The sequence below is a fragment of the Endozoicomonas sp. ALB032 genome (genome assembly GCF_049310125.1).
GTDB lineage: Bacteria > Pseudomonadota > Gammaproteobacteria > Pseudomonadales > Endozoicomonadaceae > Endozoicomonas_A.
The window spans coordinates 5,125,189-5,137,493 of record NZ_JBLYNW010000001.1; the positions used below are offsets into that span (position 1 = coordinate 5,125,189).

The 12,305-nt window shown below is 47.6% G+C and carries 14 protein-coding genes; 7 read left to right on the top strand and 7 right to left on the bottom strand.

What is annotated here, in order from left to right; all coding sequences use genetic code 11:
• Positions 1-4: 4 nt before the first annotated feature.
• The gene (gene aat / locus ACO6VG_RS18650; RefSeq protein WP_422133692.1) at positions 5-694 is read right to left on the bottom strand and encodes a leucyl/phenylalanyl-tRNA--protein transferase; all 690 of its coding nucleotides are present in this window, start codon (positions 692-694) and stop codon (positions 5-7) included.
• Positions 695-854: 160 nt separating this feature from the next.
• Here aat and ACO6VG_RS18655 point away from each other — a divergent pair, with 160 nt between their 5' ends.
• From ACO6VG_RS18655 to ACO6VG_RS18665, 3 genes are all read left to right on the top strand, one after another.
• A complete protein-coding gene (locus ACO6VG_RS18655) occupies positions 855-2,309 on the top strand; it encodes an aminoacyl-histidine dipeptidase (protein ID WP_422133693.1) in 1,455 nt (484 codons plus the stop codon).
• 256 nt (positions 2,310-2,565) lie between these two features.
• Positions 2,566-2,967, top strand: coding sequence for a hypothetical protein (locus tag ACO6VG_RS18660; RefSeq protein WP_422133694.1), 402 nt, complete (start codon positions 2,566-2,568; stop codon positions 2,965-2,967).
• A gap of 271 nt (positions 2,968-3,238) precedes the next feature.
• Positions 3,239-3,535 carry a 4a-hydroxytetrahydrobiopterin dehydratase gene (locus tag ACO6VG_RS18665; protein WP_422133695.1) on the top strand — a complete coding sequence of 99 codons (297 nt, stop codon included), beginning with the start codon at positions 3,239-3,241 and terminating at the stop codon, positions 3,533-3,535.
• Positions 3,536-4,173: 638 nt separating this feature from the next.
• Here the strand turns inward: ACO6VG_RS18665 and ACO6VG_RS18670 are convergent.
• The 4 genes from ACO6VG_RS18670 to ACO6VG_RS18685 are packed head-to-tail and all read right to left on the bottom strand — an operon-like array spanning position 4,174 to position 7,223.
• The gene (locus tag ACO6VG_RS18670; RefSeq protein WP_422133696.1) at positions 4,174-4,833 is read right to left on the bottom strand and encodes a class I SAM-dependent methyltransferase; all 660 of its coding nucleotides are present in this window, start codon (positions 4,831-4,833) and stop codon (positions 4,174-4,176) included.
• 2 nt (positions 4,834-4,835) lie between these two features.
• On the bottom strand, positions 4,836-5,192 hold the full coding sequence (locus ACO6VG_RS18675) for an SH3 domain-containing protein (RefSeq protein WP_422133697.1): 357 nt from the start codon (positions 5,190-5,192) through the stop codon (positions 4,836-4,838).
• Positions 5,193-5,195: 3 nt separating this feature from the next.
• Positions 5,196-6,377 carry a vWA domain-containing protein gene (locus tag ACO6VG_RS18680; protein ID WP_422133698.1) on the bottom strand — a complete coding sequence of 394 codons (1,182 nt, stop codon included), beginning with the start codon at positions 6,375-6,377 and terminating at the stop codon, positions 5,196-5,198.
• Positions 6,378-6,386: 9 nt separating this feature from the next.
• On the bottom strand, positions 6,387-7,223 hold the full coding sequence (locus ACO6VG_RS18685; protein WP_422133699.1) for an AAA family ATPase: 837 nt from the start codon (positions 7,221-7,223) through the stop codon (positions 6,387-6,389).
• Positions 7,224-7,444: 221 nt separating this feature from the next.
• On the opposite strand from ACO6VG_RS18685, the gene ACO6VG_RS18690 reads away from it, so the two are divergent.
• From ACO6VG_RS18690 to ACO6VG_RS18700, 3 genes are all read left to right on the top strand, one after another.
• Positions 7,445-8,359 carry an SPFH domain-containing protein gene (locus ACO6VG_RS18690; protein ID WP_422137925.1) on the top strand — a complete coding sequence of 305 codons (915 nt, stop codon included), beginning with the start codon at positions 7,445-7,447 and terminating at the stop codon, positions 8,357-8,359.
• A gap of 17 nt (positions 8,360-8,376) precedes the next feature.
• Positions 8,377-8,826: an NfeD family protein gene (locus ACO6VG_RS18695; RefSeq protein WP_422408936.1), complete on the top strand. Its 450-nt coding sequence runs from the start codon at positions 8,377-8,379 to the stop codon at positions 8,824-8,826.
• A 61-nt stretch (positions 8,827-8,887) separates the two neighbouring features.
• The gene (locus ACO6VG_RS18700) at positions 8,888-9,898 is read left to right on the top strand and encodes a potassium channel family protein (protein ID WP_422441798.1); all 1,011 of its coding nucleotides are present in this window, start codon (positions 8,888-8,890) and stop codon (positions 9,896-9,898) included.
• A 21-nt stretch (positions 9,899-9,919) separates the two neighbouring features.
• On the opposite strand, the gene ACO6VG_RS18705 is transcribed toward ACO6VG_RS18700, so the two are convergent.
• Positions 9,920-10,696, bottom strand: coding sequence for a class II glutamine amidotransferase (locus ACO6VG_RS18705; RefSeq protein WP_422133703.1), 777 nt, complete (start codon positions 10,694-10,696; stop codon positions 9,920-9,922).
• 59 nt (positions 10,697-10,755) lie between these two features.
• The gene (locus tag ACO6VG_RS18710; RefSeq protein WP_422133704.1) at positions 10,756-11,154 is read right to left on the bottom strand and encodes a hypothetical protein; all 399 of its coding nucleotides are present in this window, start codon (positions 11,152-11,154) and stop codon (positions 10,756-10,758) included.
• A gap of 317 nt (positions 11,155-11,471) precedes the next feature.
• Here ACO6VG_RS18710 and ACO6VG_RS18715 point away from each other — a divergent pair, with 317 nt between their 5' ends.
• A complete protein-coding gene (locus ACO6VG_RS18715; protein WP_422133705.1) occupies positions 11,472-12,182 on the top strand; it encodes a DUF599 domain-containing protein in 711 nt (236 codons plus the stop codon).
• The last annotated feature ends 123 nt before the right edge of the window (positions 12,183-12,305 follow it).

The following is a 12,305-nucleotide window of genomic DNA, read 5'->3' on the forward strand; positions in this document are numbered from 1 at the left end:
CTGTCTAATTCCAGTGTGCACTGGTTGCAGGCGTTCGGCAACCGTCTTTCAATGCCTTGAGAAATGCATCCCGGCTTATCATTCTCGCGCCCAGTGACTCCAGGTGGGGGCTGTGTATCTGGCAATCGATCAGATGGAAGTTTCTATTCAGCAACTCTTTGCACAACATAATCATTGCAAGTTTTGAAGTATTGGTTTCGAAACTGAACATGGATTCTCCAAAGAATACTTTGTCAATCGTGACGCCATAAAGCCCGCCCACCAGCTTATCGCCTGACCAGACTTCCACCGAATGAGCCAGACCCTCTTTAAAAAGGGCAGTATAGGCTTCTTTCATTTCTTTGATGATCCATGTGCCATCCTGATTTTTCCGGGGCGACGAGCAGGCAGTCATGACTTCACTGAAGGCTTCATCAAAACTCACTCTATAAGAGTGCTTTTTTAGAAAACGCTTCATGGAGCGGCTTATGTGCAGATACTCTGGATAAAGCACCATTCTTGGGTTAGGAGACCACCAGAGAATGGGTTCGCCTTCGTTGAACCAGGGGAAGATGCCCCTCTTGTATGCGTCAGTCAGTGTTTCAGGGGCAAGGTTGCCACCCATAGCCAATAGGCCATCAGGGTAATCCAGAGCCTCATGAGCAGCAGGAAATTGAGGTCTATCGGGATCTAGTAAAGGAATGGTTTTGCGCATTATCTGGGCAGCCGGGTTAAAAAATAGATCAGGTTTTCGGTTTTACTGTTAGTGAATACGGCAATCTCGGTTTTTGATTAGTGTATTCACTAATGGGCGTTCGTTCTCGCAGGGGCTATTTTCATAGACTCTTTCCCCCCCCCATCAACAGGAGATAGCTGTGACCCAGCTTGTTGAATTATCCCCTCAACCTATTTGGCGACACTTTCAGGCACTTTGCAAGATTCCCCGCCCCTCCAGGCATGAAGATGCTGTGCGTGCCTACGTAAAGGAGTTTGGCGAGAATCTTGGTCTGGATACCCTGATAGACGAAGTCGGCAACGTGATCATTCGCAAGCCAGCTACTCCGGGTATGGAAAACCGCCGTGGCGTTGTTCTCCAGAGTCACCTGGACATGGTGCCTCAAAAAAACGCAGATACAGAACATGATTTTACTAAAGATCCTATCAGGGCGTACGTTGATGGCGATTGGGTTACTGCGGAAGGAACCACTCTGGGAGCCGATAATGGTATTGGTGTTGCAGCGGCTATGGCGGTGCTTGAGTCGACGGATATTCCCCATGGTCCTGTTGAAGCTCTGTTTACCATTGATGAAGAGAGTGGGATGACCGGAGCTCACGGTCTTAAGCCTGGTTTGCTGAAGGGTGAGATCATGCTGAACATGGACTCTGAAGATGAAGGAGAGCTCTATGTTGGCTGTGCTGGTGGTGTCGATGTTTGTGTTTCTCACAGTTACCAGGAAGAGTCTTTGGAGGAAGGATATAGCAGTTTCACTCTTGCTTTGAAAGGCTTGAAAGGCGGTCATTCCGGTATTGATATCAAACTGCAGCGGGGTAATGCCAACAAGCTGATGGTGAGGCTACTGAAAGCCTTGTCTGGAATAGGTGCCAGACTGACAGAATATTCCGGCGGTTCACTCAGAAATGCAATCCCGAGAGAAGCCTTTGCTCAGGTAGCTATCCCTCTAAGTAGTCGCGAAGAAGCTGCCCGAATAGTTGATGAGTATCTGAATGTATTTCGTACAGAGCTGTCAGAAGCAGAGCCAGATCTGAGTCTTGTTATGCAGGTCTCAGAATCTGTTCGGAAGGCTATGACCCCGGAAGCACAAAGTCAGCTGATGAACACCCTGCATGTATCTCCAAATGGCGTCCACCGGATGAGTCTGAGTGTTGAAGGGGTGGTGGAAACATCAAATAACCTGGCCGTCATCAAGATAAAGGAGGGTCGGATTACCATAGAAAACATGGTACGAAGCCTTATTAACAGTGCCAGGGAAGAACATGCCGAGAGTATTGCCGGTCTTTATCGGTTAATCGGAGCAGAAGTCAAAAAGCAGGGGGGTTACCCCGGATGGAGGCCCAATGCTGAGTCTACTATTTTGAAAACCATGAAGGATATTCATGAACAGGTGTTCGGTTACGAGCCTGAGATCAAAGTCATTCATGCTGGCCTGGAGTGTGGGTTACTGGGTGGTGTTTACCCAAACTGGGACATGATTTCTTTTGGCCCAACCATTCGGTTCCCCCATTCACCGGATGAAAAGGTCCATATTCCGGCGGTTGGAAATTTCTGGAACTACCTGATTAAAACACTGGAGGCCATACCAGAAGCCTGATTGACCAATAATGCTGTCAGAATGAGCAAATAAACTGGCAGCATTGCAAAAAATTGTGTAAATTGCGCTTTCCTAGGGGAAGTAAGTGTAATAAACTTGCCTCCGTCTAAAGTCAGTCTGCTTTTGCCAGCCATTGAATGAAGAACAATTGATCTCATTATCAAATATCCCCCATACATGTGTGGATGCCCTGCGCTGGCAAGGGCAGCTTCCTGTTGTCATCACTTCAAACTCTTTTCGGAGGTAGGTAATTAATATGGGTACCCTGAGCGCGGGAGGCCGTTTCTTTAAAAATGAAGAACTGGACGTTATTGAGCAACAGCGCCTGCAAGCTCTCCTTGATATCACTGATCAGCACGATAAAGAAGTGACTCAGCTGAAGTCACGGCTTGATGCGGCTGAGCAGAAGGCTGAAAAGCTGAACAAGCAGGTCAAGAGCGCTGATAACGAGCTGAAAACGCTGCGAGCCAGCAATCCTGATCGTATGAAGAAACAGATCAAACGTCTGCAGGAGCAGAACCGGACTCTGACGACAGAGAACGGGACACTGAAAACCAAGCAGAAGCAGCTCACTCAGCAGCTCAATGCCAGTAAGCAGGAGCTGGAGCAACTTCAGGCTGAAAAGGTTGATCAGGAAGAAAGCGAAGAGAGCTTGTAAAAGGCTCTTGTAGTGTGCAGCAGGCTGTGCAGCGTATGGATATGAGGCTCAAGCCATCAGGCAGTTATGTCTTGAAAAGATATATACTGTATAGCCCTTGCTGATTAGCACGTTTATTCATCCAGTTGCCATTTCCTGGTAAAGGAGGTTCGATCAAAGCCCAAAATTCATTTATCCTTTCGTGGGGTCTGTATAAACTCTGTCTGTACCATCAGAGTGCTTTCTTGCCGTGCCTGTCAGGTAGGGTAATAAGCCACCAGGAGGATAATATATGAGTAACTGGTCGTTGTGTCAGTATGAAGGCGTTGATCACCTTGAGAAGTCCTATACCTTCAAAAAGTATTCGAAGTCTCTCTGTTTTCTTAATGCGGTGGCGGGACTGGCGGAGTCCTACGTACATCACCCAAGAATGATTATTGAATGGGGCAAGGTAACGGTTGCCTGGGGGACTCATGAGTCTGAACAAGGGTCAGGAGTCATGGCCAGAGATCGTCATCTCACTCAGGAAACGGATCGATTGTTCGAGCTATTACAGGTCAAACAGGTGTCGGACGATATCCAGCTATGATTATCTCTGCGTTGGCTGATTGAACCAGAACATGGGTGTGTTTTATAACCGTCAGAGAAAATTTTTATCTAAGGCATACCTGGTAGCGATCAAGCAAGAATAAAAACTTGCCAGGGTGGTGATCGAATTTGCAACAGAATGTTGGTCTGCTTCAATGCAATCAAACAACAACGAAGCCGTCAGTTGTCATGAAACACCCTCAGGGTTAATGTAGGGCTACAGAGTAGTTATTTGATGACTATCAGCCATGAAAGTCCTTGAGGGTATTCTAAAAAACAATGAATGAGGATTTCATTAATACCTATCTAAATGAACTTCAACAGGAAGAGGTCGGTCGGTGTTGTAAATGCAAAAGGATTTCTCTGCGCTTTGCCAAGGTCGTTGCTCAACGGAGTCACGCTGATAAGGCTCATAAGAACAAGTAGAACTTTGGCGGGCTGCGATAGACGATTTTACTATTTTTGTGTTCGCCTGCAGTCAAGGGATCGTTTTTTTAGACACTCTTTCCATCCTCGCTCACCCGTGCCTGGCATACTGAAATAATGAGCCTTTCGTACTTACCAACTTGCAAGATAATCCCAAATACTTCTTACGCAGTTCCGAGATTTTTTTTGATTGCTTTATAGTAATCCCACTGTTTAATGCATTAATTTATAGAAAAATATAACATCCCGGGCTTCAAAACTGAGCACTGCCTGCCATTGTTCAGCAAGGTGCTGAAAGGTTTCTATTGAGTAAAAACAGACATGGGTAGGATCATTCTTGTAATGCCATCTGCAAAAGGCTTCCTGATCTATCACCATTTTGGTCATGAATGCCAGTGTCCCGCCGGGTCTGATCATACTCCAGAGTTTCGGCAACCATACATCCGGTTGATGGATGTGTTCTATGACTTCAGTGACTGTGATAAAATCGTACGTTTTTTCCAGAGCGCTTTGATCCGAATGGAAAAAGGGGTCATACAGAGCCATAGGCCAACCAGCTTCAGCCATCATCAAAGAAAGTGTGGGGCCAGGCCCGCAGCCAAAGTCCAGTCCCTGTGCATCCAAAGATATCCTGCCTTTCAACGGCTCTGTCACCCTTGAAAGAAATTTTCGATATCCCGGCTCAAAGGCATTGTTTGTATGAAGCTCATATTCTGAGCGTTCCAGCTCAGGCGTTGGCCAGCTTTTTTTATCAGCAAAAACCAGTGAGCAATCAGAACATCTGAAATAATCTCTTCTTTTATCGCTGGCAAAGTCTCTGGATAAGGCACTGCACAGGGGACATTGACTGTTTTCAGTGGTTGAAAGTGACATTATTAATCACTTTCATGACGGTATTCAGCGAATTTGGATATAGGCACCCAGCCCGTCTGTTTCTGTTGGTTTTCTACCCAGGCCCAAGCGTTAATCTCACGCATGATTCTCAAATTTTCACCCGCTTTCACACTGAGTTTCCTGGCGCTAAAGTCCTCTAATGCAATCCCGTGTTTCTGGTTCAAACGTCTTATCAGAGGCAGGGGAGTCCAGCCTTCTTTGCCCGATCCAGTTGTGACCCAGATCCATCCGGGAAACTCATCATCACTTTTACCTAATATCAGACTGTCACCTTCACTGAAAGTCACTGGGTCCGGGTAGCAGGCCTGATAATCTTCTATAACCTTGACTGTTTTCATAACTCAGCTTTTAGTAGACAACTCTTTCATACCCTCTTCCAGACCCTTCACCGTCAGAGGGAACATTCTGCCCTCCAGCTGTTCATGGATGATCTTTGTAGAATGGGTGAAAAACCAGCTGTCTTTATTGATGGGGTTCAACCAGATAGCATTATCAAAATGATCCAGAACACGCTGCATCCAGGTGTGCCCCGGTTCTTCATTCCAGTGTTCAACGCTTCCGCCCGGTGAGGTGATTTCATAAGGTGACATCTGGGCATCTCCAACAAAAATCACTTTGTAGTCTTTACCAAAGCGATGAACGATGTCCCAGGTTTCGGTTTTTTCACTTTGTCGTCGGACGTTGTTTTTCCAGACCCATTCATAGAGATAGTTATGGAAGTAGAAAAACTCCATATGCTTGAATTCAGAGCGTGCACAGGAAAAGAGTGCTTCACAGTCTTTGACGTGAGCATCCATGGAGCCACCGATATCCATAAAAAGCAGTACTTTCGCTGAATTACGCCTTTGCGGAACCATTTTTATGTCCAGCAACCCTTTATTGGCTGTGGATCGAATGGTGTCATCGAGATCCAGCTGATCCGGAACCCCCTGTCGTGCGAATTTTCTGAGTCTGCGCAGGGCCATTTTCATATTGCGACTGCCCAGTCTTTCATTGTCATCCAGGTTCTGGAATTCCCGTTTATCCCAGACTTTGGTGGCGCTCCGGTTTCTGCTCTCGTGTTGGCCAATACGAACCCCCATTGGATTGTTACCATAGGCACCAAAAGGGGATGTGCCGCCAGTGCCAAGCCATTTATTCCCCCCGGCATGACGTTCTTTTTGCTCCTGCAGACGCTGCTTCAGTGTCTCCATCAATTCTTCAAGGCTGCCGAGTGCCTTGAGCTTTTCCCGCTCTTCTTCGCTGAGCTGATTGATGAATTCTTTTCTGAGCCAATCTTCCGGTATAGTGGCTTCAAGCAGATCTTCAACGCTCTCAATGCCGTCAAAAAAAGCTTTGCAGGCTTTATCGAAGCGGTCGTAGTGACGTTCATCCTTGACCAGTATGGCTCTGGATAGTTGGTAAAATGCTTCGTTATCCGCGAAGACTACATGAGCCTGCATAGCCCTGAGCAAGTCAAGGTACTCCCGGGTACTGGCCGGGACACCAAAGGCGCGAACCGTATCGAAAAAGTTAGTCAGCATCGGTTCACCTTATCGACGAGTCATGAAGGCGAGCCGTTCCAGTAAATGAATATCCTGTTCGTTTTTAACCAGGGCTCCGTAGAGTGGCGGTATAGCACTGCGAGCATCGCTGTTTCTTAGCACATCGACTGGTATGTCGTCAGAGTTCAATAGCTTGAGCCAGTCTATCAGCTCAGAGGTAGAAGGCTTTTTCTTCAGGCCGGGGATATCCCTTAATTCAAAGAACATCTGCAAAGCTTCGGAAACCAGCCCCTGCTTCAGGGTGGGAAAGTGAACATCGACAATCTGCTTCATGGTCGCCGGATCAGGGAAACGGATGTAGTGGAAGAAACAGCGTCTGAGAAAGGCATCGGGCAGTTCTTTTTCATTGTTACTGGTGATGATCACGATGGGCCGCTGTCGAGCCTTAACCATTTTCCGGGTCTCGTAAACAAAGAACTCCATCTTATCCAGTTCCTGAAGCAAATCGTTGGGGAACTCGATATCAGCCTTGTCGATTTCATCAATCAGCAGAACCACCTGTTCATCGGCTTCAAAGGCTTCCCACAATTTACCTTTGACGATGTAATTGCCGATATCGTGTACTTTTTCATCGCCCAGCTGAGAGTCGCGCAATCTTGAAACAGCATCGTACTCATACAATCCCTGTTGGGCCTTGGTGGTGGATTTGATGTTCCACTGCAAAAGTCGTTTGCCCAGGGATTCTGCTACTTCTTCTGCAAGCATGGTTTTTCCGGTTCCGGGTTCGCCCTTGATCAGAAGAGGGCGTTGCAAGGCAATGGCCGCGTTCACAGCAGTTTTCAGTTCGCTGGTTGCAATATAATTGTCGGTAGAATCGAATTTCATGATCACAATCGGATTTGTTGGCGTTAGAGTTCTGTCAGCACTCTAACGAGGTTTGTAGCTGCTGTGAATACTTATTTGATATTTTGTCCGATCAACGATGACTATCTTTCCATGATCTCTGTGACTTTTACAGAGGCTACGACAGATTTAGGACATTGTTGATTTTTTCTGTCAGACTGTCCGCTGAATTGATTCTACTTTTCAGGCTAAGGAGTGACTAAATGGGTTTTGAGATTACAGCCATTGCATTGGTAGTCCTGATCGCTGTGCTGATAGGTACTGGTGTCAGAATGGTTCCACAGGGCTTTCATTTCACCGTAGAACGTTTTGGTAAGTACACCCGAACACTGTCTCCCGGCCTGCATGTCATAGTGCCTGTTGTTGACAGGATTGGTAAAAAAATCAATATGATGGAGCAGGTTCTTGATATACCTTCACAAGAAATTATCTCCTCCGATAATGCCCAAGTAACGACAGATGCCGTTTGTTTTTACCAGGTTCAGGATGCTGTTCGTGCGTCCTATGAAGTCAATGAACTCTATCGGGCTATGCAGAATCTGGTGATGACAAACATTCGTGCGGTTCTCGGTTCCATGGAGCTGGATGAGATGTTGTCCAACCGTGACCGTATTAACAACATGCTGCTCCTCAAAGTGGATGAAGCTACCAGTCCATGGGGAGTGAAAGTGACTCGCATCGAGATTCGGGACATAGCTCCTCCTAATGATCTGGTGGAGTCCATGGCCCGTCAAATGAAAGCGGAGCGGGAGAAAAGGGCTCAGATACTTGAAGCAGAGGGTAGCCGGGAAGCGGCTATCAAAGTAGCAGAAGGTGAAAAACAGGCTCAAATTCTACAGGCAGAGGGTGAGCTGGAAGCAGCCAAGAGAGAAGCTGAGGCCAGGGAAAGGCTGGCAGAAGCAGAAGCGCGGGCGACTGAAGTCGTTTCCCAGGCTATTGCTAATGGAGATGCCCGGGCTATCAATTATTTTGTTGCGCAAAAATACGTGGATGCCTTGCAATCTGTTGCGGCGGCGGAAAACAGCAAGACCATCATGATGCCACTGGAAGCAGGCAATGTGATTGGCTCGCTGGCGGGTATTAAAGAACTCTTCGATGGCTTGAAGAAAACACCCTGACAGGATCTGGTATATCAATGGACTTTCTCAATACTTTGCAACCCTGGCATTGGTTGATTGTTGCGTTCCTGTGCCTGGGTCTGGAAGCTCTTGGGGCAGGAGGCTTCCTTCTTGGCAGTGCTGCAGCGGCTCTCCTACTGGCAGCGTTGGTGTGGCTGCTGCCTGAAACCAGTTGGGCCTGGCAACTGGTGTGGTTTGCATTGAGCAGCCTGATCTTTACGGTGGCTTACTGGAAATTTTTCCGTCGGGTGAATGAAAAAAGTGATTACCCTCAGTTAAATCAGCGTTCTGCTCAATTGATCGGCCGGGTGCTGGTTCTGGAAAATGACCTGCCCGGTGGGCAGGGAAAGATCAGGGTTGGTGATACCCTCTGGTCCGTCAAAGCGCCCGGAGACCTTGAGAAAGGCTGCTCAGTCATCGTCACTGGTGCAGATGGGATGGTACTTCTGATTGACAGACATAACTGACCATGGAGAACAAACTGTGGGGCCGATAAAAACAAGCCTGCACTTTATCACTCAGAATCTGATGAAGTTGAGTTGGCTGGCACTGCTTGTTGTTTTGCTGCTGTTGTTTTTTGGCAGCTGGTTGTTAATGTGGCTGTCCGGAGAACAGGAACTGACTTCTCCGGAGATCTGGTTTTATTATTTTGTGGCCACGGCAACCACGGTGGGTTATGGCGATTTCACCCCAGAAACAGCGGGCGGAAAAATGACTGCTTCACTTTTGGTAATGCCGGGCGGTTTGGTGATTTTTGCCGGCTTTCTCGGCAAACTGTCTTCATTTTTTGTCGAGTTATGGAGAAAAGGCATGAAGGGGAAAGGCGATTATTCAGCATTGGCCGGGCATATAGTGATTTTGGGCTGGCATCCTGAAAGGACAGCCAGAATGATCGAACTGATTTTCGGTGATATCCGCAGAGAAGATCGTAAGGTAGTGCTCTGTGCCACAGAAGAGATGGACAACCCTTTTCCTGATCAGGTTTTGTTTATTCAGGGCAAGAGTCTGAGTGATTATGAACTGCTTAGCAGGGCCGGAGTGACTTCTGCCGACCGGGTCATCATTTACCGCTCCAACGATGACAAAACACTGACCAGTTGCCTGACCGTAACAGCAATGACGAAAACCGCTCATATTGTGGCCTGGTTTGAGCATGAACATATGGTCAAACTGCTCAAGTCCCATTGTCCGCAAGTGGAGTGTCATACCAGTATTTCCATGGAGATGCTGGTGCGATCGGCTCAGGACCCTGGTTCTTCTCGAATCCAGGGGCAGCTTCTGTCAACGTTGATTGGCCCCACACAATACAGCGTTAAAGTCCCTGAAGATTTTGAGGGAGTAAGGTTCAATCGATTGCTGGAATTTATGAAAAAACAGCATGAAGCTATTGTTCTGGGAGTCGCTGAGACGGCCACCGGTGATGATCTGGTTCTCAACCCCAATGGTGATCAGCGAGTAAAAGCAGGTCAACTGGTTTACTACATGTCGGCACAGAGAATTCGCTCCGGAGAAATTCGCTGGAGCGATATTAAGGAGTAATAAGGCATCCCGATTCATTATTCACTCATGACGGTAGTGAACCTGGCCTTCCCGGAATGCAATAAATTCTCCGGACTTCATAATGTTCCAGCTCTCATTGGTGGTCAGAGGTTCGGTGGCGACTACAGTGACAATATCGTTTTTAGTTGTCACCTGCTTAAAATCAACACTCAATGAATCATCCTTCAGAGTCGCTTTTTCAAAAGGTGCTTTTCGGGTAATCCAGCTTAATTTGGTCGAGCAGAAGCAATAAAGATGTTTTGAATCCGTTAATAACATATTGAACACCCCCAGCTTTCTTAATTCCAACGCCAGCTTATGAATGTAGCGGTGCAGGGTTGCAGCCCGTGCAGGGGGTTTAGGAAAGCGTTCCCTGAGCTGGCTCATTAACCAGCAGAAAGCATATTCGCTGTCAGTGGTGCCCACCGGACGGTAATAGCAAAGCGGTTTTTTCTTGATCCCTTTAAGCTGGCCATTATGGGCAAAGGTCCAGTTTCGTCCCCAGAACTCCCGGGTAAAAGGGTGGGTGTTTTCCAGAGAAACCCGTCCGGCATTCGCCTGACGGATATGGCTGATCACAATATCGCTCTTGATCGGATAATTCCTGACCAGTTTGGCGATTTCTGACTCACAGCTCGGATGGGGGTCGCGAAACTCACGTACTCCCGCCCCTTCATAAAAGACGATACCCCAGCCATCACTGTGGGGACCGGTGCGTCCGCCTCTCTGCATCAAACCACTGAAGCTGAAGCAAATGTCGGTCGGTGTGTTGGCGCTCATGCCCAGCAGTTCACACATCTCAACTGTCCGTTAGTATTGTTTCTTGGCATTGTTTGTTCCGTTGGTTCACAAAACTGTCAGCAGGTGGGTTCCTGCCTTTTGGATCGTATCTCGCTACCAGAGGGTTTCGGAGCTCGCTCAGTTTTTTTCTTGTCTGTGTTTGACTTCTTTACGGGCAGGACAAAGGCAATCAGGGCCGCTAATCCAGCGGCGAACACAATGATCATTCCTGTTCTGGACATGGCTTCAAAACCGTGGGTCATGCCATCGTATATCATTGTAAACAGCGCGGGAGACAACAGATCAGAGCCTCTGGTTATCCACCAGGGTGTGCAAAGCAGGGCAGCAGCTGTAAAACGCAGTACCCACTTCAAGCGCGCAGGCAGTCTTCCGGTAATCATAATAAGCGACACCAGACAACCCATTGCACCTGCCAGGTAGATTGTCCAGCCTAGAATAAATTGCGAACTTGTCATCCTTTCTCCTGTTGACGATGGCACCGGGCTAAGCCAGAGCTGGAGGAAAATAGCCGATAAGAAAAAATCAGGTGGTTGATCCCGGGATGTCGGCCGATAAAAACTGAAACAATAGTCTATATTGATGCAGGTGTTAACCCGTGAATATTACGCCTGAAGCAATCCAGAGTCTTAACTTGAGGCCACTTTAGCATATGTTTCCGGCAATTTGATCTTTTCCCGGCATGAGGCAGGTATTGCCTTCGCAGTCATGGCTATCGGGGTAGATAGAAGATACTGCTTTATCGAATGACAACAATAACCCAAGAGGACGGACTATGGTCAATCTATCTGGGGTTGCCTCCTGGTTTGACTGGCTGGCACTCCTGTCACTGATTTTACTGTGGGTAGGCTATACCATTTTTGCCTATCGAAGGGGGCAGGCAACGGCATGTCTGGCCAGCGTTCTGGCACTCTACAGACGAGACTGGATGTATCGGCTGCTTGGCAGGGATAACCGGATAGCCGATGCCAGTCTGCTCGCCAGCCTTCGGGCATCTGTCAGTTTCTTTGCTTCCACCAGTATTCTGGTTATGGCGGGCCTGATCACCGGAATTGCAGCATCAGAAGAAGCGGTCGGCGTTCTGTCGGCTATGCCTTTTGTGACGACCAATACCCGTGAACTCTGGGAACTGAAGGTTTTGGTCATGCTGGTTATATTTGTGTATACCTTTTTTGAGTTTACCTGGAGTCTCAGACTCTATAACTTTACCTGTGTTCTTATGGGGAGTGCCCCTCTGATGCAGGATATCAGTGGTAATAAAACGGAACAGAAAGTATTTGCGGACAAGGTGGGCTTTATCATGACGCTGGCCGCCAACCACTTTAACTACGGCCTGCGGGCCTATTATTTTTCTCTGGCCACATTGTCCTGGTTTATTCATCCTTCTCTTTTTATCATCAGCACGGTCATGGTGGTGGTTATTCTGTACCGTCGGGAGTTTCATTCCAAAGTGCTTGATACGCTCTCTGATACTGCTAAGGAGTAGCAGGCAAAAGAATATTCATAAAATTCTCGAATTCTGCCTTGAAATCAAAAAGCCTGTCCCCACATTAGTTTCAAAGCAATTTATGATCAGGCTGATCGCTCATGAGAAGGTTCTGAACGACGG